General features: G+C 65.0%; 11 protein-coding genes and 2 pseudogenes. 9 read left to right on the top strand and 4 right to left on the bottom strand.

Annotation, left to right across the window (positions count from 1 at the left end; all coding sequences use genetic code 11):
* Window positions 1–63 precede the first annotated feature (63 nt).
* The 3 genes from SB786_RS09285 (at window position 64) to SB786_RS09275 (ending at window position 9,896) form a co-directional block, all read left to right on the top strand.
* The gene (locus SB786_RS09285; RefSeq protein WP_410727204.1) at window positions 64–7,164 is read left to right on the top strand and encodes an autotransporter-associated beta strand repeat-containing protein; all 7,101 of its coding nucleotides are present in this window, start codon (window positions 64–66) and stop codon (window positions 7,162–7,164) included.
* Between the two features lie 156 nt (window positions 7,165–7,320).
* Complete coding sequence (locus tag SB786_RS09280; protein WP_410727203.1) at window positions 7,321–9,546, top strand: glycogen debranching N-terminal domain-containing protein; 2,226 nt, start codon at window positions 7,321–7,323, stop codon at window positions 9,544–9,546.
* A gap of 98 nt (window positions 9,547–9,644) precedes the next feature.
* Window positions 9,645–9,896, top strand: coding sequence for a hypothetical protein (locus SB786_RS09275; protein ID WP_011659343.1), 252 nt, complete (start codon window positions 9,645–9,647; stop codon window positions 9,894–9,896).
* Between the two features lie 495 nt (window positions 9,897–10,391).
* Here SB786_RS09275 and penR read toward each other — a convergent pair whose 3' ends face one another.
* The gene (gene penR, locus SB786_RS09270; protein ID WP_410727202.1) at window positions 10,392–11,282 is read right to left on the bottom strand and encodes a beta-lactamase transcriptional regulator PenR; all 891 of its coding nucleotides are present in this window, start codon (window positions 11,280–11,282) and stop codon (window positions 10,392–10,394) included.
* A gap of 116 nt (window positions 11,283–11,398) precedes the next feature.
* Between penR and blaPEN-bcc the strand changes: the two genes are divergently transcribed.
* Window positions 11,399–12,292, top strand: a complete 894-nt coding sequence (gene blaPEN-bcc, locus SB786_RS09265; RefSeq protein ID WP_410727201.1) for a PEN family class A beta-lactamase, Bcc-type — start codon at window positions 11,399–11,401, stop codon at window positions 12,290–12,292.
* A 487-nt stretch (window positions 12,293–12,779) separates the two neighbouring features.
* Here blaPEN-bcc and SB786_RS09260 read toward each other — a convergent pair whose 3' ends face one another.
* Window positions 12,780–12,980 carry a membrane protein gene (locus SB786_RS09260; protein ID WP_046548390.1) on the bottom strand — a complete coding sequence of 67 codons (201 nt, stop codon included), beginning with the start codon at window positions 12,978–12,980 and terminating at the stop codon, window positions 12,780–12,782.
* Window positions 12,981–13,649: 669 nt separating this feature from the next.
* A pseudogene (locus tag SB786_RS09255) lies at window positions 13,650–14,854 on the bottom strand (IS3 family transposase); the annotation flags it as partial.
* Window positions 14,855–15,393: 539 nt separating this feature from the next.
* On the opposite strand from SB786_RS09255, the gene SB786_RS09250 reads away from it, so the two are divergent.
* From SB786_RS09250 to SB786_RS09230, 5 genes are all read left to right on the top strand, one after another.
* Window positions 15,394–16,077: a TagK domain-containing protein gene (locus SB786_RS09250; RefSeq protein WP_410727200.1), complete on the top strand. Its 684-nt coding sequence runs from the start codon at window positions 15,394–15,396 to the stop codon at window positions 16,075–16,077.
* Between the two features lie 63 nt (window positions 16,078–16,140).
* Entirely contained in the window at window positions 16,141–18,363 is a 2,223-nt protein-coding gene (locus SB786_RS09245) for a type VI secretion system Vgr family protein (protein WP_410727199.1), read from the top strand.
* Between the two features lie 35 nt (window positions 18,364–18,398).
* Window positions 18,399–20,948: a hypothetical protein gene (locus SB786_RS09240; RefSeq protein WP_410727198.1), complete on the top strand. Its 2,550-nt coding sequence runs from the start codon at window positions 18,399–18,401 to the stop codon at window positions 20,946–20,948.
* Window positions 20,938–21,906, top strand: coding sequence for a hypothetical protein (locus SB786_RS09235; RefSeq protein ID WP_410727197.1), 969 nt, complete (start codon window positions 20,938–20,940; stop codon window positions 21,904–21,906). The genes SB786_RS09240 and SB786_RS09235 overlap by 11 nt, the downstream gene beginning before the upstream one ends.
* Before the next feature lie 31 nt (window positions 21,907–21,937).
* Window positions 21,938–22,192, top strand: a complete 255-nt coding sequence (locus SB786_RS09230; RefSeq protein WP_080334425.1) for a PAAR domain-containing protein — start codon at window positions 21,938–21,940, stop codon at window positions 22,190–22,192.
* A 402-nt stretch (window positions 22,193–22,594) separates the two neighbouring features.
* Here SB786_RS09230 and SB786_RS09225 read toward each other — a convergent pair.
* Window positions 22,595–22,675, bottom strand: a pseudogene (locus tag SB786_RS09225) (antibiotic biosynthesis monooxygenase); the annotation flags it as partial.
* Window positions 22,676–22,951: the final 276 nt, after the last annotated feature.

Raw genomic sequence — 22,951 nt, 5'->3', positions numbered from 1 at the left:
TCGTCCCGAATATTCCGTCGTCGCCGGTCCGATTCAGCGGGCAAGCCGATGCCGAGGGGAAACATGAATATTGCGCATTCGAAGAAGAGCGGCGAATCATTTCCGAGGTTCCTGCTGTCGACCGGCGTTTTCCTGGCCTTGTCGGGCGCGGGCATCGTTTCCGCCTATGCGACCTGCTCGACGGCGGGCACGACGGTGACCTGTTCGGGTGTCGCGAATCCGCTGGCGCCAAGCTACTCGAACAGCGCGAACAACCTGAACGTCACGGTGAACCCCGGCGCGAGCGTCGGCGTGCTGCTCGGCGTGGGCGGCACCGCGATGTCGCTGACGGGCAGCAACACCACGCTGACCAACAACGGCACGATCGATCCGACCGTACTTGGCACGGGCCTGGGCGTGCTGTCGAGCGGCGCGGTGGTCGGCAATGCGGCGGCGAGCACCACGACCGTGACCAACAACGGCACGATGAACGGCTCGACCGGTGTCGCGATCAGCGGCGTGACGGGCATGGCGCTGTCGGTGCAGAACGGTACGGGCGGCACGTCGACGATCACCAACACCGGCACGATGGGCTCGACCCCGCTGGTCGGTGCGACGCTCATCGGCGCGGATGCGCCCGTGGTCGCCGCGTACGGCGGCGGCACAGTCAACATGACGAACAGCGGGACGATCACCGGCCGCGTGTCGCTCGGATCGAACGGCACGCCTGGGCTGGGCAATACCTTTACCAACTCGGGCACGATCAACGGCGGCGTGTCGATGGGCGCGAACAGCACCAACACGTTCAATGCCGTGACGGGCTCGTCGGTCAACACGGCGGGCGGCACGGGCGGCGCGTTCAGCATCACGGTCGGGCCGGTCACGCTCGGCGTCGCGGCGACCGGCACCGTCGACGGCGGCGCCGGCGGCAACAACACGCTGGTGCTGCAGCAAGGCGCGTCGGCCAACGGCACCATCGCGGTCAACAACTACATCAACTTCAATCATCTCGACGTCACGAGCGGCAACTGGACGATCAACGGCGCGTCGACCGCGCAGGACGCGACGCTGGCGGGCGGCGTCGCGATCATCGGCGACAACGCGTCGCTCGGCACGGGCACGATCACGGCCACCGGCGGTGCGCTGCAAGCAGGCACCGCCGGGCTCGACGTCAGCAACAACGTGAATCTCGGCGCGGGCGGGCTGACGGTGCAGGGCGCGACTGGGCTATCGCTGTCGGGCGCGGTGTCGGGCGCGGGTGCGCTGACGAAGAACGACGTCGGCACGCTGACGCTGTCGGGCGCGAACAGCTACACGGGCGGCACGAACCTGAACGCTGGCGGCCTCGTGGTCGGCAACAACGGCGCGCTCGGCACCGGTGCGCTGAACGTCAACGCGTCGGCGTCGCTCGACACGAGCACGAACGTGACGCTCGGCAACGCGGTCAATCTCGCGACGGGCGCGACGTTGACGCTGGGCGGCAGCAACAATCTCGGCCTGGCCGGCACGATCGGCGGCACCGGCGGGCTCGTGAAGAACGGCGCGGCGACGGCGACGCTGACCGGTGCGAACACGTATACCGGCGACACGACGATCAACAGCGGCACGCTGGCGCTCGGCGCGGGCGGCAGCCTCGCGTCCACGGGCACGGTCAACCTCACCGGCGCGGGTGCGACGTTCGACCTGGCCGGCGCGACGGGCGCGCAGACGATCGGCTCGCTCGCCGGCGCGGCCGGCACGAACGTGAACCTCGGCGGCAATTCGCTGACGCTCGACGGCAGCGCGAATACGACCTACGCCGGCACGATCGGCGGCACGGGCGGCTTGACGCTGTCGGGCACCGGCACGCAGGCGCTGACCGGCGCGAACGTCTACACGGGCGACACGAACCTGAACGGCGGCAACGTCGTCGTCGGCAGCAATACGGCGCTGGGCTTCGGCGCGGTCAACGTCAACGGCTCGTCGACGCTCGATGCGACCACCAACGTGTCGCTGGCGAACGGCGTCAACCTCGCCACCGGCACGACGCTCACGCTCGGCGGCAGCACCGATCTCGGGCTGGGCGGCACGATCTCCGGCGCGGGCGGGCTCGTGAAGAACGGTGCGGCGGCGCTGACGCTGACGGGCGCGAACACCTACACGGGCGGCACGACGCTGAACGCCGGCGGCCTCGTGCTCGGCAACGGTGCGGCGCTGGGCACCGGGGCGTTGAGCGTCGGCGGCGCGGCGACGCTCGATACGACCACGAGCCTGTCGGTCGCCAACGCGATCGATATCGGCACCAGCGCGACACTGACGCTCGGCGGCAGCAACGCACTCGGGCTGAGCGGCGCGATCTCCGGCGCGGGTGCGCTCGTGAAGGACGGCGCGGCGACCACGACGCTGACGGGCACGAACACCTACACGGGTGGCACGACGATCAACGCCGGCACACTGGCGATCGGCGCGGGCGGCAGCCTGTCGTCCACGGGCACGGTGAACCTGGCCAATGCGGGCGCCGCATTCGACATCGGCGCGGGCGGCGCACAGTCGATCGGCGCGCTGTCGGGCGCGGCCGGCACGAGCGTGAACCTGGGTGCAAACGCGCTGACGCTGGGCGGGACCGCGAGCGGCACGTTCGGCGGCACGATCGGCGGCACCGGCAGCCTGACGCTGTCGGGCACCGGCACGCAGACGCTGAACGGCGCGAATACCTATACGGGCGGCACGAACCTGACCAGCGGCAGCCTCGTGCTCGGCAACAACGCGGCGCTGGGCTCCGGCGCATTGAATGTCGGCGGCGCGGCGACGCTCGATACGAACGCGAGCCTGTCGATCGCCAACGCGATCGATCTCGGCACGGGCGCGACGCTGACGCTGGGCGGCAGCAACGCGCTCGGGCTGGGCGGCGCGATCACAGGCGCGGGCGCGCTCGTGAAGGACGGCGCGGCGACCACGACGTTGACGGGGACGAACACCTACACGGGCGGCACGACGATCAACGCCGGCACGCTGGCGATCGGCGCGGGCGGCAGCCTCGCATCGACCGGCACGATGAATCTCGCGGGCGCGGGTGCGGCGCTTGATTTGAGCGGCGCGTCGGGCGGCCAGACGCTCGGTGCGCTGTCGGGTGTGGCCGGCACCAATGTGAGCCTGGGCGCGAATGCACTGACGCTGGGCGGGACGGCAAGCGGCACCTTCGGCGGCACCATCGGCGGCACCGGCAGCCTGACGCTGGCGGGCACCGGCACGCAGACGCTGAACGGCGCGAGCACCTATTCGGGCGGCACGAACCTGAACAGCGGCGGCCTCGTGCTCGGCAACAACGCGGCGCTCGGCACCGGCGCATTGAATGTCGGCGGCGCGGCGACGCTCGATACGAACGCGAACCTGTCGGTCGCCAACGCGATCGATCTCGGCACGGGCGCGACGCTGACGCTCGGCGGCAGCAACGCACTCGGGCTGAGCGGTGCGATCACAGGCGCGGGCGCGCTCGTGAAGGACGGCGCGGCGACGACCACGCTGACGGGTGCGAATACCTATACCGGCGGCACCACGATCAACGCCGGGACGCTCGCGGTCGGCGCGGGCGGCAGCCTCGCATCGACGGGCGCGATGAATCTCGCGGGCGCAGGCGCGACGCTGGACCTGAGCGGCGCGTCGGGCGGCCAGACGCTCGGTGCGCTGTCGGGTGTGGCCGGCAGCAATGTGAGCCTGGGCGCCAATGCTTTGACGCTGGGCGGGACCGCGAGCGGCACCTTCCGCGGCGTCATCGGTGGCACCGGCGGCCTGACGCTCGCAGGCACCGGCACGCAAACGCTGTCCGGCGCGAACACGTACACGGGCGGCACGACGATCAACGGCGGCAGCACGCTCGCGCTCGGCGCGGGCGGCAGTCTCGCGGCGAGCGGCGCGGTGAATCTCGCCGGTGCGGGCGCGACGTTCGACCTGGGCGGTGCGTCGGGCGCGCAGACGATCGGCGCGCTGACCGGCACGGCCGGCACGAGCGTGAACCTCGGCGCGAATGCGCTGACGCTGAGCGGCGGCGGCAACAACACGTTCGGCGGTGCGATCGGCGGCGCGGGCAGTCTGACGCTGGCCGGCGCCGGCACGCAGACGCTGACGGGTGCGAACACCTATACCGGCGGCACGACGATCAACGGCGGCAGCACGCTCGCGCTCGGCGCGGGCGGCAGCCTCGCATCGACCGGCTCGGTGAACCTGGCCGGCACGGGCGCGACGTTCGACGTGAGCGGCGCAGCGGGCACGCAGACGATCGGCGCGCTGTCGGGCGCGGCCGGCACGAACGTGAACCTCGGCGCGAATGCGCTGACGCTGAACGGCAGCGGCGCCGGTACGTTCGGCGGGACGATCGGCGGCACCGGCGCCGTGACGGTCGCGGGCACCGGCACGCAGACGCTGACGGGCGCGAACACGTACACCGGCGGCACGACGATCAACGGCGGCAGCACGCTCGCGCTCGGGTCGGGCGGCAGCCTCGCATCGGGCAGCACGGTGAACCTCGCGGGCACGGGGGCGACGTTCGACCTGAGCGGCGCGTCGGGCGCGCAGACGCTCGGCACGCTGACCGGCACGGCCGGCACGAACGTGAACCTCGGCGCGAATGCGCTGACGCTGAACGGCAGCGGCAACGGCACGTTCGGTGGCGCGATCGGCGGCACCGGCGGCCTGACGCTCGCCGGCACCGGCACGCAGACGCTCACCGGCGCGAACACGTACACCGGCGGCACGACGATCAACGGCGGCAGCACGCTCGCGCTCGGTTCGGGCGGCAGCCTCGCATCGACCGGCACGGTGAATCTCGCCGGGTCGGGCGCGACGTTCGACGTGAGCGGCGCAGCGGGCGCCGAGACGATCGGCGCGCTGTCGGGCGCGGCGGGCACGACAGTGAACCTCGGCGCGAATGCGCTGACGCTGAACGGCAGCGGCGCAAGTACGTTCGGCGGGGTCATCGGCGGCACCGGCGCCGTGACGGTCGCGGGCACCGGCACGCAGACGCTGACGGGCGCGAACACTTACACGGGTGGCACGACGATCAACGGCGGCAGCACGCTCGCGCTCGGTTCGGGCGGCAGCCTCGCATCGACGGGCGCGGTGAACCTCGCCGGCACCGGCGCGACGTTCGACGTGAGCGGCGCAGCGGGCACGCAGACGATCGGCACGCTGTCGGGGGCGGCCGGCAGCACCGTGAACCTCGGCGCGAACGCGCTGTCGTTGAATGGCAGCGCCAACGGCACGTTCGGCGGCGTCATCGGCGGCACCGGCGGCGTGACGGTCGCAGGCACCGGCGTTCAGACGCTGACCGGCAGCAACACGTACACGGGCGGCACGACGATTGCGTCGGGCGGCACGCTGCAGCTCGGCAACGGCGGCACGTCGGGCAGCGTGGTCGGCAATGTCGTCGACAACGGCGCACTGATCGTCAACCAGTCCGGCAGCGTGACGCTCGCGAACGTGCTGTCCGGCACCGGTTCGCTGACCCAGGCCGGCAGCGGACAACTGACGCTGACGGGCACCAATACGCTGAGCGGCCCGACGACCGTCGCCGCGGGCACGCTCGCCGTCGCCGGTTCGCTCGGCCAGTCGGCCGTGACCGTGCAGAACGGCGCGACGCTGACGGGCACCGGCACGGTCGGCGGCGTCGTGGTCCAGAGCGGCGGGATCGCGGCCGCGTCGCAACCGGGCGCGGCGCTGAACGTCGCCGGCAACGTGACGTTCCAGCCGGGCTCGACGCTGCAGGTCGCGGTCACGCCGCAGCAAGGCGGCAGCATTGCCGCGGGCGGCACGGCGACGCTGAACGGCGGCACCGTGCAGGTGCTCGCGAACCAGGCCAGCTACCAGCCGAGCACGACGTACACGATCGTCAGCGCATCGTCGGGCGTGCAGGGCGCATTCAGCCAGGTGAATTCGAACTACGCGTTCCTGATGCCGACGCTGAGCTACGATCCGAACCACGTGTACCTGCGGCTCGTCACGAACGGCACGGCACTGCCCGACGTCGCGACGACGCCGAACCAGCGCGCGGTCGCGACCGCGATCGGTGCGCTCGGCGCGGGCAACGCGCTGTACGACAAGGTGCTGACGACCGATGCGGCCACCGCGCGCCAGGCCTACTCGATGCTCGACGGAGAGTTGCAGGCGAGCCTGAAGAGCACGCTGCTGCTCGACAGCCGTTACGTACGCGATGCCGTGACCGATCGCGTGCGCCAGGGTCTCGCGCCGGGATCGGGGCCGCTCGCGGCGCTGTCGTCGGGCGGGGCCGCGCTGTGCGGCGACAACACGGCCGGCGTGACCGACCCCACGCTGCCGCCGGAGCGCCGAATCGGCTCGCGCGAGGGCTGCTATGGCGGCACACCTTACCAGCCGGTGGTGTGGGGGCAGGCGTTCGGCGGCCGCAGCCGGCTCGGGGGCGACGGCAACGCGTCGACGGTCAACCGCAGCATGACCGGCTTCATCGCCGGTGCCGACATGGCGCTCAACGACAAGTGGCGTGCCGGTCTGGCCGCGGGCGTCACGCACAGCTCGCTCGACAACGACCGCAGTTCGTCGGCGTCGGTCAACAGCTACTACCTGTCGCTGTACGGCGGTGCGCAGTACGGTGCGCTCGGCGTGCGCGGCGGCGCGTCGTACACGTGGTACCGGATCAACACCGACCGCTATCCGGGCTTCGCGGGCTTCTCCGATCACGATTCGGCCGGCTACAACGCCCATTCGGCGCAAGTGTTCGGCGAAGTCGGCTACGCACTGCCGCTCGGGCCGGTCGCGCTCGAACCGTTCGCGGGTCTGGCCTACGTGAACCTGCATACCGACGGCTATACCGAAAGCGGCGGTGCGGCCGCGCTGCGGGCCGGCGGCCAGACGACCCACATCGGGTTCTCGACGCTCGGCCTGCGCGCCGCGTCGCAGCTCGGCACGATCGCGAGCGGCACGTTCACCGCGCGCGGAACCGTCGGCTGGCGACATGCGTTCGGCAATGTGCGGCCGTCGTCGGCGTTCACGTTCGCGAACGGCGGCACGTCGTTCCAGGTATCGGGCGTGCCGATTGCTCGCGATAGCGCGGTACTCGAGGCCGGCATCGACGCGAACATCACGAAGCGCCTGACGCTCGGCCTGACGTTCAGCGGCCAGTACGGCAGCGGCGTGCGCGACAACGCGGTGCTCGGCAACATCCTGTGGAAGTTCTGACCGGCGCGTGACATGCCTGTGCGCGACGCCATGCGGCGACGGTAACGTCGCATGGCGCCGCGTCTTTTTCGTCGCTGCGCGCATCCCCCGTTCTGGCCTATCCTGTGCGAAACACGCGACGCGCGCCGCGCGTTGCGCCTCGACACAGGAGCATCGATGCCGAATCACGCCGAAGCCACCACGACGCAGGCGCCGCAAGTCGCGCCGCTTCCTCCGTCTCAAGCGTCCGGCCCCGCATTCATCGCGCCCGAAGCCGATCCGCAGGCGCTCGCGCGCAACAACCAGTACGTGCTCAAATCCGGCGACGCGTTCGTGGTCGGCGACGCGCTCGGCGACATCAGCGGGCGCGACGACGGCCTGTACGTCGACGACATGCGCGTGCTGTCGACATGGCGCCTGACCTTCGGCGGGCGCGCGCCGTCGCTGCTGTCGGGCGCGACGAGCGCGGACAACGCGTCGTTTACCGCGCACCTGACGAACCGCCCGCTGCCGCCGCTCGGCGGCAAGGAGACGCCCGAGGGCGTCATCCACATCGAACGCACACGGGTGCTCGCGGGCGACGTGCTGTACGAAGCGCTGACGCTGACGAACTACGGTGCGAGCGAGGCCGAAGTGCCGTTGTCGCTGTCGTTCGCCGCGGATTTCAAGGACATGTTCGAAGTGCGCGGCACGCAGCGCCCGAAGCGCGGCACGGTGGTCGCGCCGCGCGTCGACGCAGGGGCGGTGCGGCTGCGCTACGACGGCCTCGACAAAGTCGAGCGCAACGTGACCGTGCATTTCTCGCCGGCGCCCGACGCGCTGTCGGTCGATCGTGCCGATTACACGCTGACGATCGCCGCGCAGGCATGCGTGTCGATCTACCTGACCGTCGACGCGACGCTCGATTCGGCGCACCACGGCGGAGACCCGGGATGCGGCCGTGTCGCGCTGCGCACCGCGCTCGTCGGCGTGCATCGCGAAATGCGTTCGCGACGCGAGTCGATGGCGCGCGTGCACACCGGCAATCCGCTGTTCGACGCGTGGCTCGACCGCTCGCTCGCGGATCTCGGGCTGCTCACGACGCAGCTCGACACCGGGCCGTATCCGTATGCGGGCATTCCGTGGTTCTCGACCCCGTTCGGCCGCGACGCGGTGATCACGTCGCTGCAGATGCTGTGGCTGCAACCATCGCTCGCCCGCGGCGTGCTGCGCTTTCTCGCGGCGCATCAGGCGCGCGAGACCTCCGCGTTCCGCGACGCCGAGCCCGGCAAGATCATGCACGAGTTCCGCCGCAGCGAGATGGCCGCGACGGGCGAGGTGCCGTTCGCGCTGTATTACGGCGGCGTCGACACGACCCCGCTGTTCATCGTGCTCGCCGGCGCGTACGTCGAACACACCGGCGACGATGCGCTGATCGACGAGCTGTGGCCCGCGCTCGAGCGTGCCGCGCAATGGGTGATCGACAAGTGCGACCGCAATCCGTACGGGTTGCTCGACTACCAGCGCACGTCGGAGCGCGGCCTCGCGAACCAGGGCTGGAAGGACAGTCACGATTCGGTGTTCCACGCGGACGGCCGTTTCCCGGACGGCCCGATCGCGCTCGTCGAAGTGCAGGCGTATGCGTGCGCGGCGCTGGAGGCGATGTCGATGTGCTCGCACCGGCGCGGCCACGCGGCCGATGCGACGCGCTATGCACTGCGCGCGAGGGCGCTGCGCGACCAGGTCGACGCGCTGTTCTGGATGCCGGACGGCCAGTTCTACGGGATCGCGCTCGACGGTCACGGCGATCTGTGCCGCGTGCTCGCGTCGAACGCGGGCCATCTGCTCGCGTTCGGGCTGCCCGACGCGCAGCGGGGCGCGGCGGTCGCGAGCGTGCTCGGCTCGGCGCTGTTCCAGACGGGCTGGGGCATTCGCACGCTCGCGGCCGGCCAGCCGCGCTTCAATCCGATGGCCTATCACAACGGTTCGGTGTGGCCGCACGACAATGCGCTGATCGCGCGCGGGCTCGCGCGCTACGGCGACAAGACGGCCGCGGTGAACCTGCTGCGCGCGTTGTTCGAGGCGGCCGTCAGCTTCGAGATGCGGCTGCCGGAGCTGTTCTGCGGATTCCCGCGCCGGCGCGGCGAACCGCCGACGGCCTATCCGGTCGCGTGCCTGCCGCAGGCGTGGGCGGCCGGTGCGCCGTTCATGATGCTGCAGGCGTGCCTTGGCGTGGGCGTCGACGCGGCGCGCCACGAGGTACGGGTCGAGCGCCCGACGCTGCCCGAAGGCGTCGACTGGCTGCGCATCGACGACCTGCGTGTGGGCGACGAAACCGTTTCGCTCACGTTCCGTCGCGTCGACGGCCAGGTGGTTGCGGCGGCGGCGCAGCCGGGGCGGGTGAAGGTGGTCGCGCTGCTGTAGCGCAGCCGCGCGCGGACATTGCGCGATGTCGCGCCACGTTCGCGCGCAGCGGCATAGAATCGTGACATGACCCTTGAACGATGGTGGAGGCAATGACGATGACGACCGACAATCGGCCCGACGACGGCGAGCAGAAGCTCGAGAATCTGGAAGCGGCGGTCGACCACCTGCACAAGTCGATCGAGTCGCAGAGCATCGCGGCTGGGGCGGCGAAGGGCATCCTGTTCAGCCTGATCGAAACGCTCGGCGCGCTGATCGGCGATCCCGACCTGCCCGAACATGCGCGCTCGGGCTATGAGGCGCTGCGCGACAAGGCGAGCGAATTGCGCAGCGGGCTCGACCGGCATTGACGAACCGGCAGCGCCAGCGCCTGGCCGCACGGCCCGCGCCGGTGCTGCCCAATCCTGCGCGGCCCGCACAAAACCCCGTGCGCTCAATGAGTTAGCCGTCCGGTGCGCAGGATATCCACAAGCTTGCCAACACAATCTGTGGAGAACCCGGCCTGCCCCGATTCGGCGCGCAGCGCACGCTGCGAGTCGCAAACGATGCCGCGTCGTTGACCTGCCGCGCACGATCTACTGAATCCCCTTTCGTATCAGCATGTTACGTGTCACATCGGGGGAATATCCACAGGCTTGCCAACAAAATCTGTGGATAAGTCTCACCGGATTGCTTCCTGATGGTTGACGATCCCGCGTGCGGCGGCCGGTGCGTCGAGCCCCGTGCGCACGGGCTGCCCGATGTGTGCATCGTCCCCGTAAATCGTGCGCGATCAACGAGTTAGGCCCCGGGTACCCAGGATATCCACATCCTTGCCAACAAAATCTGTGGACAACACGGGCGCGTCATTCGACCGGTGCCGCGCCGGCCGCTTCCGCGACGATCCAGTCGCGAAACAGCGTCATCGCCGGCGTGAGCGGCTTCGACTTCAGCGACGTGAGCCAGTAGCCGCCCGCGCGCACGTCGATGTCGAGCGGCCGCGCGAGCAGGCCCAGCTGCAGTTCGCGCGCGAACATGCAGGCCGGCGCGAGCGCGATGCCCGCGCCTTGCATCGCCGCCTCGACCATCAGCCGCGACGAATCGAACACGGGCCCGTTGACCGACCACGGTTCGAGCCGCGCGGCGTCGAACCAGCCGAGCCATTCGTCGGTGCGATACGAGCGCAGCAGCGTTTCGTTCGCGAGATCGGCCGGCGCCGCGAGGCGGCGTGCGATCTCCGGCGTGCACAACGCGGTGAGCGGCGCGTCGAGCAGCCGCTCGTTGCGCGTCGCCGGCCAGTTGCCTTCACCGAAGCGGATCGCGAAATCGAGGCCCTCGGCCGCGAGGTCGACGACGTTGTTGTTGGTCCGCAGCCGCAGCTCGACGAACGGGTGCGTGTCGCCGAAGCGCTTCAGCCGTGGCATTAGCCAACCTATGGCAAAGGTGCCGACCGCGCCGAGCGTCAGCACCTCGTGGAAGCGCCCGCCGTCGAACTGCTTGAGCACGGTTTCGATCCGGCTGAATGCGTCACTGAGCACCGGCAGCAGCGCGCGTCCTTCGTCGGTGAGCCCGAGGCCGCGCGGCAAACGGGTGAACAGCGCGCAGCCGAGCCGTTCCTCCAGCGCGCGCACCTGCTGGCTCACGGCCGCCTGCGTCACGCTCAGCTCGAGGCCGGCGCGCGTGAAATTCAGGTGGCGCGCCGACGATTCGAACGCGCGCAATGCATTCAGTGGAAGGTGGGGGCGGAGCTTCGTCATAAGAATTTCTTGTGGCAGCGCTCAATTATCGTTGCTTGTCAGGCAACCGTAAAGTCACGATAGTGCTGTCTCGCCGGCCGGCCGTTTCGCATCCATTCCACCACGAGAAACCTGACATGACCTACTCATCGCAACGTCGAACCCTGTTGCTGGCCGCCGCGGCGGCGCCGCTCGTCCTGACCGTCACCGCATGCGCGTCGTCGCCGGCGGCGACGCAGGACGTTTCGTCCGCGACGTCGTTTGCCGCGCTCGAGCACGCGGCGGGCGGCCGTCTCGGCGTGTGCGCGATCGACACTGCGAGCGGCCGGCGCGCGCAGCATCGCGCGGACGAGCGCTTCCCGTTCTGCAGCACGTTCAAGGCGATGCTGAGCGCGGCGGTGCTCGCGCAGAGCGTCGAGCGGCCCGGCTTGCTGCAACAGCGCGTGACGTATACGAAGGCCGACCTCGTCAACTATTCGCCGGTGTCGGAGAAGCATGTCAGCGCGGGCATGACGGTCGCCGCGCTGTGCGAGGCCACGATCCAGTACAGCGACAACTCGGCCGCGAACCTGCTGATGAAGCTGATCGGCGGACCGTCGGCGGTAACGGCCTACGCGCGTTCGATCGGCGACGACACGTTCCGGCTCGATCGATGGGAGACCGAACTGAACACAGCGCTGCCGGGCGACCCGCGCGACACGACGACGCCCGCCGCGATGGCCGCCAGCTTGCACGTGCTGACGCTCGGCGACGCATTGCCGGCCGCGCAGCGCACGCAGCTCATCGCGTGGCTGCGCGGCAACAAGGTCGGCGACAAGCGGATTCGTGCGGGCGTGCCGGCCGGGTGGACGGTCGGCGACAAGACCGGTACGGGCGACTATGGGACGACGAACGACGCGGGCGTCATCTGGCCGGCGTCGCGCGCGCCGATCGTGCTGGCCGTCTACTACACGCAGACGCGAGCCGATGCGCGGGCGAAGGACGACGTGATCGCGTCGGTCGCGCGCATCGTTGCGCAGACGTTCGGTTGAGCAGGGCGGCACGGCGTGCGTGGCGAGCGCCGCGGGCGCGCCGTGCCGCAGTCGTGACCCGCGCGATCAAACGTTGTGCGATCAACGACTTAGGTCGCGCATGCTCAGGATATCCACATGCTTGCCAACAAAAATTGTGGACAAGCCCGCGTGCAGCGGCGCCCCGGCGCGACGCGTGCCGTCGTGCCGTCGTGCCGCGTTTGAAGCAGCGCGGACAAAGTCTTTCGGATCAAGCGCTTGGCCGCGGTATGCGCAGGCTATCCACACGCTTGCCAACACAATCTGTGGACAAGCCGGTTCGCATGCGCGGAAGGCGGCCCGTCACGTGGCGAGGCGACGTGCGAGCGGCACTTTGCCGGCCGCGTGCCGCATTTGAAGCGGCGCGGACAAAGTCTTTCGGATCAAGCGCTTGGTTGCGGTATGCGCAGGCTATCCACATGCTTGCCAACACAATCTGTGGACAAGCTCGGTGGCCGCGTAGCGACGGTCAGGGCTGCCGATCGTCGACAGTGGGCCAGCGCGCGAACGCGAACACCCACAACATGATGAAGTTCAGCACCGGGACGAACATCGTCAGGATCCACCAGCCCGAATGTCCGGTGCGCCGGACGATGCGGACGTACGGATAGATGACGACGGCGACGAGCACGAGTGAGACGACCAGCTGCCACGCGGTGAAGTGTTCCATGATCTTCCTCGGAGTGAGGTGTCGTGGTGCGGCGCCGGCGGAACGGCCGGCCCGTTGAGCCGCTGCGCGAAGCCGGTATGCGCGGCCGCGTGCGGCTCGCGTCATCTTGACGCGTGGCGGGCGCGAGCGTCAAGGCGACGGCGGTGCACTGCCGTTGCGCGGGATCGTCCGCATGTGCGCATGCCCGGGCCGCACGTTGCCGCAACCGTGATGCCGTGCATGAACCGTAGCCGGATCAACGGGTTAGCGCAGGCTTGCGCAGGATATCCACAAGCTTGCCAACAAAATCTGTGGGTAAGTGGCGCCGCGCATGGCGGGCGCGTGTGAACCGACTGCGGCGTGCATCGTCGTGGCGTCGTGACGCGAAGTGCGGCGAAGCGGTGTATGCGATGGCCATCGCCAGGGCCTCGTCTGCATCACGCGTGCCAAAGTCCATCGGATCAAGGGCTTAGCGTTGCGGTGCGCAGGATATCCACAAGCTTGCAAACATTTTCTGTGGACAACTTTGGCGGTGGCAGCGAACGCTTGTCAGGGGGGCAAGATAGACGATGTGGCGAAACGGGGTGTGGCTGCTTCAGGCCATTCCCCCACGATCCACCATCCCGCATGACGAATTGACATGATACCCCGCTGGAGTTGCCCCTGTAATACCGGACGCGGCATTACACTAAGGATTGCTGAATCCATCGAACGCCGGAGCTCGCGAGGCGAGCGAGGTTTCAGCGCGCTATGGGGATGCTCCTCGTTGTAATGCTCGAACGCGATGGCCAAATTGCGTGCAGCAGTCGCTGTGTCCGGCGTCGGCATGAAGGCGACGTAGTCGCGTTTCATCGTCTTCACGAAGCTCTCGGCCATCCCGTCACTTTGCGGGTTGCACACCGGCGTGGTCAGTGGCTTCAGACCGATGGCCACTGCGAACCGGCGCGTGTCGTCAGCCGTGTAGCCCGAACCGTTGTCGCTCAGCCACTCGATTTCGGACGGGGTATGCAAGTCGTTGCCAAACCGATTTTCCACAGCAGCCAGCATCACGTCGCGCACAATGTCACCGCTGTGGCCTGCCGTCGTGGCCGCCCAGCTCATCGCCTCACGACCACAGCAATCCAGCGCGAACGTTACGCGCAGTAGCTCGCCATTGTCGCAGCGGAACTCAAAGCCGTCCGAGCACCACCGCTGATTGCTGCGCGCGACGGCCACCTTGCCGTCGTGTCGACGTTGGGGGCGAGGCGGAATCGGTCGGCGCTGCATCAGCAACCCATGCGTGCGCATGACACGATAGATGCGCTTGGCGTTGAACGGCACTAGCCCAACCGCGACGCGCTCGTTGCGCAATATGCCCCAAACCCGGCGATAGCCATAGCTGGGCAAATCGCCGACGACCCGGCGGATTTCCTCGGCAGCGACCGCGTCGTCAGTCTGCCTCGATTGACGGCCATCGCGCCAAGTCGCCGGACGCGACAGCCGTGCCGATACGTTCGAGCGCGACACGCCGAGAACGTCACAAACCAGTTTCACTGGTCGTCCTCCGGCAGCGAGGGCGAGTGCGCTATCCATTTTGTTGCCCGGCCGTACTCGACTGCTTCGCGGAGAATCTCGTTCTCCATGGTTTTCTTGCCGAGCATCCGTTGCAGCTCACGAATCTGCTTGAGCGCGTCGGCCAGCTCCGAGGCCGGAACCACTTCCTCGCCAGCCTTGACCGCTGACAGGCTCCCATCCTGATACAGCTTGCGCCAGTGGAACAGCTGGTTCGGATTCACGCCGTGCTGGCGCGCGACCATCGAAACCGATTTCCCCGGCTCGAAACTCTCGCGAACCATCGCCAGCTTCTGCTCCGCCGTCCGGCGCCGCCGGCGCTCCGGGCCCGTCAACACTTCCATCACTTCCTGCCAGGTGTTAGTCAAAGACACAGTCTTATGCCTGCCAGTTATTGTAAGTGGGTGACTGTGTCCGGCGTTTCAGCGGGGGCTGCTCCAGGCGTCCAGCACTGAGTCCGATGTGCTGGCAGTGTGTCTTGTTATCTCAAGAAGTTAGGATGCCTATTGACGAGATTGGGATTTATCTCGACTTGTCGTGTGGTTGATGCGGTCTGCTGGTTGTTGTTCTGCTGGTGTAAATTTGCTTCGGCGGACGGCGCAAGCCATGATGGAGGAGCGTCCAGAAGGCTGCAATATGTCCGAGCCGCCCGATTGGGTTCGCGTGAGGCAGCAAGTCACTTGCCGTTGTCCGCTTGAGCCAGCCCCGGTTGTGCAGACGTTGTGTGTGCAACTTATACGCGGGGCATGTCCATTGTCGCGACAAAAAATCACACCCTGTGATTTTTGCTAGGTTTTGTCAATTTCGGACGCGTCTTATGTGATTTTCCCCGTGTGCTCGGTAAATTCGACGCAGGAGAAATTCCGTTCGATGGAGATGAAACGTGCAGGACAATACCTCAGGCAAGGATGTCGCTCGCTTTGGCGATGCAACGGATCACGGCGGCACGGTTGTTCACGTCGCAGACAACGTTATGCGCGGGGGATTTCGGGCGCTGTCCATTGGTTACGAATGCGGCGGTGGGGCGGTATTTGGCCTGCTCGGATCATCAGCGTCCCTTCGTGGCAGCGAGGCCCTTCGCGAGCTCGATGACAATAACGTTGCTGTGGAGGACGCAAATATTATTGCGTCACTGTACAGTCAATACCTCAGATTTCTCGATGATCCGCTTTCATTGGCCGAGTGGGCAATCTCTTATACACAGGAAGCCACTCCATCTGTGTTGCCCGTGCAGGCTGAACCGGGATTGGGTTTGCTCACTATGGTGGAGTTGCCACCGCAACCGGTTAAGCCGGTTGCCAAGCCCCAGGGGACCATGGAGCTACTCAGGCCTCCGGTCAAACTTGAACAGCTGTTCGGCGACCTCAGTGGGGCACCGGACCTCTGTGAACCGGAGCAATGGAACGACGTGCTGGGTCTGTTCGCGCCTGCCGAATTCCTCGCTGCCGCATCACGCCGTGCTGCCCAGCGGCCACCCGAACTGACGCGACGTGAACATCATTTGGTCGCAATGGATAGCCCCGTGTCCCTGCCGGTCGGGTTGTTGCCCGATAGCGAAACGTCCTGACGAGTCAGTCTGCATGCGCTCGCCGAGTAGCCCAATACGATCCATCTTATTGTCGGAATCACCATGTCCAACGCGTTTGATGTTCAGAAGCTATATCCGGTCATGCAGAAATTCAGCCGGCCCCGAACGCTCTCTATCAGTGGGGCTGCCGTTCCGTTATCGCCCAATGGCGAACCTGTATTGCAACTGGTTGCGATCGAAGGCGAGGAAGAACTTTCCAAAATCTACACCTACGATTTGGAGGTTAAAACCTCGCTCGACGCGGGATTGAGTGACGAAGAGGCGGCGAATCTCAATACACTCGACATGATTGGGAAGGAACTGACCGTCACCATCCAGCTTGACGGGATGGGCACTTTTGTCCCTGGAATGTCGGGGGCGACCGGTGCAGCAAACATCGGACGCGGGTTACGCGAAATCAGCGGGATTGTCACGGCAGTGAGTTTTGCCGGGCAGTCAAACCGCCAGAGTAGGTATCGACTCAAATTGCAACCGTGGATCGCGCTGGCTGAGAAGCGCTCGGATTACAGGATTTTTCAGAATAAGTCTGTTATTGAAATCATTCACGAGGTGCTGGGCGGCCGCTACCTCTACTCATGGGACATGCGGCTAAGCGCGTCTTATCCCGAGCTGGTCTATCAGGTTCAGTATGGCGAATCCGACTTTCATTTTATCCAGCGTCTAATGGAAGAGAACGGGATTTACTGGTTCTTCGAGCATTCAGATACCGTGCATCGCATGATCCTGGTGGACCAGTTGGGGGTACACAAGCCGGTTGACAGTGAAGCCTATCAGACGTTGTCGTACTATCCGCCAGGCCGCAGGGTTGACATGGAGCACATCGACAACTTTGATACGACTGCGCGTATCCAGTCAGGTCAGTGGACCACGAACGATTTCGACTTCAGCCGGCCAAGGGCAAATCTGGAGGCGCAGATTCAGTTGCCGCAGGACACCTCGCACAATACGCTTGAACGCTACGAGTGGCCAGGCGACTACACCGAGCGGGAGGTCGGTGAGCAGTTTGCACGGATACGCATGCAGGAAATGCGTGCCCTGGGTGAGCGGGGCACTGGCGGTGGGAATGTGCGGAACGTTGTGTGCGGGACGACTTTTACGTTGGCGGGCTTTCCGCAAACTGGTGCAAACCGCGAATACCTTGTTATCCGGGCTCGGCTGGATGCGGCTGAACTCGACGGGGCAACCGATACCGGCGAATACCGGATTCGGACACGGTTTGAAGTGCAGCCGGCCACGACCGTTTTCCGTCCACCGCGCACGGTCAGCAAGCCACGCACAACCGGCCCGCAGACGGCCATTGTCACGGGGGGCGACGGGAGCGAAATCTACACGGACCAGTACGGCCGGGTGAAGGTGAAGTTCCACTGGGACCGCTCGCCAGTACATGATCAGACATCATCCTGCTGGCTGCGGGTCTCCTATCCGTGGGCAGGCAACAACTACGGGACCATCAGCGTTCCGCGGGTCGGCTCGGAAGTGATAGTGGACTTCGAGAACGGCGACCCTGACCGGCCATTTGTAACGGGGCGGCACTACAACGCGCACAACATGCCGCCGTGGGAGTTGCCCGCCAATGCGACCCAGAGCGGCACGCTGACGCGCTCCACCGATCAGGGCGGCTACGAAACCGCCAACGCGCTGCGGTTCGAGGACAGGAAAGGCAGGGAGGAAATATGGTTCCATGCCGAAAGGGATATGCGAACCGAAGTTGAAAACGATGAATCGCATACGGTTGGGCATGATCGCGCGAAGACAGTCGGACATGATGAATCGGTGACGATTGACAACGATCGTACGGAAAAAGTCGGCCGAGGCGAACAGGTCGATATTGGTGTAGATCGTCGTCACACCATTGGTCAGGATGCGTTTCTTTCGGTTGGGCGCGATCACCGCATCCAGATCGGCAAGGATCGAATCGAGGAAACGGGCAACAATCGCAAGGACACCATTGCGGCCAACTTCCTGGTCACGACTGGCGGCAACGCCGAACACAAGGTGCATGGGTGCCACCAGGTCGAGGCGGGGCAGGCTATTGAGCGCAAGACCCGTATCTACCAGCTACAGGCGGGCGACAAGGCCGAAATCATCGGCCCGGCCGGAAAGATCACGCTCGACGGTGAGGGCGTCACGATTGAAGGAGTCCGGATCAAGCTGAAGGGGCCGGTCCAGACCGAGACCGGCTGGGTCAAGAACGCCCTGGACGTGCGCTCAGACGTGAACAAGGGCGACCCGTTCACACCGGACTACTTCCCGTTTTCAGGCTGACGCCTGCCGTTTATTCCATCAAGGAACCGTGCCTCATGATTGTGACTTTCCCATTTGAAGACGATCCTTATTACAGCGCCCCGCAGCCAGCGTCTTACCCGCAGTCAGCCAGTGCCGCGCTGAGTACGCCAGCACTTGTCCGCAAATATATTGATCTCGCGAAGCACGTCGGGGGAGGTGTATTCCCGGTAGGGCGCAACCGCTTCTGGCACGGCGGCGTACACCTGAGCGGAAAAAAGCCGGTGCGCGCGGTCGCGGACGGTACCATCGTCGCGTTCCGACTGGATCGGGACTATATCGACAGCGAACTCGACCGGCAGATCAAGGCGGCAGTACCCGTGAAGGCGTCAGCGTCGAAAGCCAAGTCGCAGCCGTCACCGCCCCGGCAGTTCAGCAGTAGCTTTGTACTGATTCGGCACGAGTGCGAGGCCAATAGAGGAGGCGGTGAAATGCAGCCCGTGGAGGGCGTTTCGCAGGGTGTCAGCGCGAGCATCCCTAGATACATCGGGGCGCACTTCTACTCGCTCTACGCGAATCTGATGCCGCAGAAGCAGTTGCAGAACAAGGCAGTCCTGCCGCCGTTTCTCACGACCACCAATACAATTGTTCCGGTTGCCGCGTTGCGCGGGGCCGAAGTAACGGTAAGCGCGGTGATCGATGACGGGCACCACATGGTCAAGATCAGGATTACTGACATCAATACCCGCAACAGTGGCGAGGGATGGATAGAGCGCATGTATCTGGACGTGGAGCCTGGCGCTCCACTGAGGCCCGATCAGAAAATCCGGCTGGGCTATCCCATATCGTTCATGTATTGCTGCCATCCTACGGAAAAGCGGTGGATGCCGTTGGATTGCACCTTCTCAATGGAGTATCCGGTCAGGGCCGGACAGGTGATTGGTTACGCAGGGATAACGGACGGCGATCTTGGCCCGGTGGCGGACAGCTTCCACTTCGAGATTTTTACGGGCGAGAATAAGTTGGTGAAGCAGATGAAGCCGCTTGTTCCGCTGAACATTATCAACCCAAGTTCGTCGTACCAGGAATATGCGGATGGACAGAAAAGCGATGGTATGGGGAAGGTGTGGTTGACGCGGAATGCGACGCTTGCCACAGATGTTTTTTCAAGGGGAGGTAGATTATCAGCATCAAGCATGACGTTGTTTCCAGCTGGCTCCTGCTTTTTTGGCGCGATCCCTTGCACAGCCGATGGGTCGGAGCCTAATTCAGTTAGTGACCTGATATGTTTCAAGCTATTTGGCATGAATGGAAGTACCTACTACGCGTACACCGAACAAGCAAGGGCCACAGCCGACGGGCGGGAATTTGTTCGTGACGCATGGGTGACGCTGACTACCGATAGCGACTGGGTAGCGCGGGGGTGGCAGACCTATGAGGATAGCGAACTGAATACGACAGACGACGGCTTCGTTGAGGACGACGATGCGGTCATGCAGAAAATCCTGTCTGCCGCACACAAGTCTTCTGCGAGCCTGAGTCTCGATGATCTTCATGCTGATGGCGTTGACGCGATCTTGCGCACCGCCGCTGTCCGGTTCCACACTGAATGGGACAACAGTAACAACAGCAAGCGATATGGCAAACTTCAGCAAGGCGGCCATCCGCCGCTTCCGCAATTATCCGACAGCCAGTTCAAGGCGTTCTTGCAGGATATTCAGCGTCAGCAGTTCTGGAGCGACGCGAAGGTACAGCAGGACGGTGTGGACAATGCCATGAGGCCGCTATCCACGCCGATGGATGCGAAGAACTGGCATTTCCACCCAGTGGGCTTTCTGGCCCAGATGCGGGAGTGTCTCGCAACGGACGCAACGCTGTCCGAGGAGGCGTTCGAACTGGAAATCCGGCAGAGCTGGATAACCTGCCTGAAGCTGATCGAGAAGCGCCTCAAACAACTCGAACCCTGGGCGGACGCCAACGCCGCCATGCCTGATGCGCCCTCGGCGCGGGCGCCAGTCGTCAGGGAGTATGCGACCCTGCAAACGATTCACAATGTTGCTCATCACGATCTCTGGTCAAACTTCGAATACTGGTTTGGCGTAACGCCCAATGACATCGCTGCTCCGGAAACGTTGCACGGACAGCTTGCAGCGAAGCCTGCCGGGCATCACGTCCACAACTACCTGAAAGGCATGCGGGAGTTCTTCCGCCATATATCCATGCAACGGGTGGTCAAGGGCGCACTGGGTTTTGAGGCAGGTGCCTATGTGCAGCCGGGGGTGTATCCGGCCAAGGCGCTCAAGCCTGCCCAATCAGGCTTCCGGATGGAATACGTCAATATTGCTTGCCAGTATGGTCCATTCTTCCGAAGCTTTAATAACAGGGATCCGGTCGATCAGAACCGTATGGAAATCCAGTTGCACGAGGTGGCGCATTTGCAGAATACCGCTCATGCCAAGGACCAGAAGGTCGATGTTAACGGGGCACATGACCCTGACAGATACAACGGACAGACTGCCTATGGGGCGCGCCGGGCAAGGGTACTCGCCGAGTTCGCGCCCAACAGGGCGTTAGCTAATGCCGAAAGTATTGCATTTTTTATCGAGAGCGCGAAGGATGAAGCCTGACCGTCTGACAATGAACGGTGCCCGTCTCGTTGTTTCGATCTGGGGGATGGCGGTGCTGATCGCCTGTTCATCCCATACGGAACAGCGCGCGGTGCCGTCTTCGAACCAAACTACGAAAAGTTCTATGACCGACAAGCAAAGTGGAAACCAGACGGGTGTCGTGCCGAATGAGCGGGTAACCTGGGTCAAGAACCCGCTGATCACACAGATCAGGTTTCATGACGCAATTGTGCGCAATGACAGCGTCAAAATACGGTACTACACCACATACATAAATCCGAGCAATGGGGACGTTAAGACAACAGGCAAGCCCACGCCGGATGGTCCGTTGATGCGGCTATATTCCGAGGGTAAGGAGGTTCTGCCTGCCCCGCCCAAACACCGTGACATCGAGCCTTATGTCGCTGCTCCGCGGGACGAAGATATAAAGCGATCTACCTATGTGATGAAGGCAAAGGAAAAATGGGTGGGCGAGGTTGCAGACGAATTTGTAATCATGAATACGCAGTTCCTTCCCGGTACGCACGTTTATGAAATTGTCTACTGGCAAACGCAACTCGACTGGATTGACGTGCGCGAGGTTCTGGACCGTACCGATACGGGCAAGGGCAGGATGATGTACCCGATCACGGATAACGCGCCGTCGAACCGCCTCTATTTCAGGGTCTACAAGCCGACCAATGAAGAGGCGCGTGAGGGAAGGCACATTGAATTCCTTGGCGAAGTGGATGCCAGTACGCAGGTCCCCGCGTTGCCGTACGCCCGTCCGGGTGACTACGCGCCAAAGACCGGCTATTGGGCCGCGACGGGCAAGAGCATCGAACGGCTCGGCGGCTATCACGAAGTGTTCGTCAAGGAAGGGGATTCACTGCCGAACCTGCCGGGGGACCGGGGTGTGGACCCCTTCAGCTTCCAGTGGAAGTACGTGGGCGAACAGAGTGCCGCCGCTGGAAAGTAACGGCTGATCAATATCACCATCGGAGATTTTCATGCGACCCGTTGTGCTTGTCGGCCATCGCCATGTCTGTCCATTGCACGGACCTGGAACTGTTATCAGCGGCACGGACGGCGTGACAGTCGGGGGGAGAAAAGCGGCCTGTGTCGGTGACTCTACGAGTTGCGGTGCTGTCATCGTCACCGGGGGCGTAACCACGTTTGGCGGCCGGGCGGTCGCCCGCGAGGGTGACACCACCAGCCACGGCGGCACGCTGGTCGAGGGCGATAACGGTTGGTTGCTTGATTGAGCGGAACAGGGAAAGCACGCCATGATTCATCTTCCAGGCAGACATGCACCGGGCGACGCATCGGCGTTCGCCGAGTCACCGCAGCTTGTCGCTGTTCGCATGAATCTCAATAGTAGACCGGACGGGATGGCTACCGTTTGTGTGGCGGCAGGCAAAGTTCTTCACGCTTTCGCGTCTTACTTTGACGCGATGATCAGAGCAACGCACTTGGCTACGCCGAACGGCCGCATCGGTGTTTGGGGGTAGGGCATTTGCCGCCGGGGACGATCCAGCCACCCAACCGGGATGGGTACAACGTGCTTCTGCAAACGGGTTGGGCCGCCCGCCAGGGACGATTGATTACTGGACTGGACAACCAGCCGCCAGGATGTTTTCTTAAACTTCGCCGGGCAGATCATGCCCTCACGCCGTGCAGATACCGGCCACGCCGACTTTCTGGAACAGGTGCGGGCTCGCGACGGCGGACGACGGATAGGCCGGCAGCACGCGGATCGCTGCATCCAGGTCAGCCGAACTGAAGTCGCCGGCGATGTCGCGGACATGCTGTTGCCACCGCCCGACCACGGCCTGATAGGCCGCCTCGCCGCGAGGCGTCGGCGCGTGCAAAGGGGAACGCTTGTGTGCCGGATCGGGTAGCGACCGGACCTATCCGTGATTTCGTGGGCGGGGCATATCATGCGGAGTAAACGTCATGGATATGCCGATGAAGAAGAAAAGACAAACCGTAGCGCGTCAGGCAGCGGCCCGCGGGCCGCTGCC

Origin of the sequence: Burkholderia sp. SIMBA_062 (genome assembly GCF_046534765.1) — a bacterium.
Taxonomy (GTDB): Bacteria; Pseudomonadota; Gammaproteobacteria; order Burkholderiales; family Burkholderiaceae; genus Burkholderia; species Burkholderia ambifaria.
The sequence above is the reverse complement of the archived record's forward strand: the minus strand, read 5'-3'. Positions and strand labels throughout refer to the sequence as shown.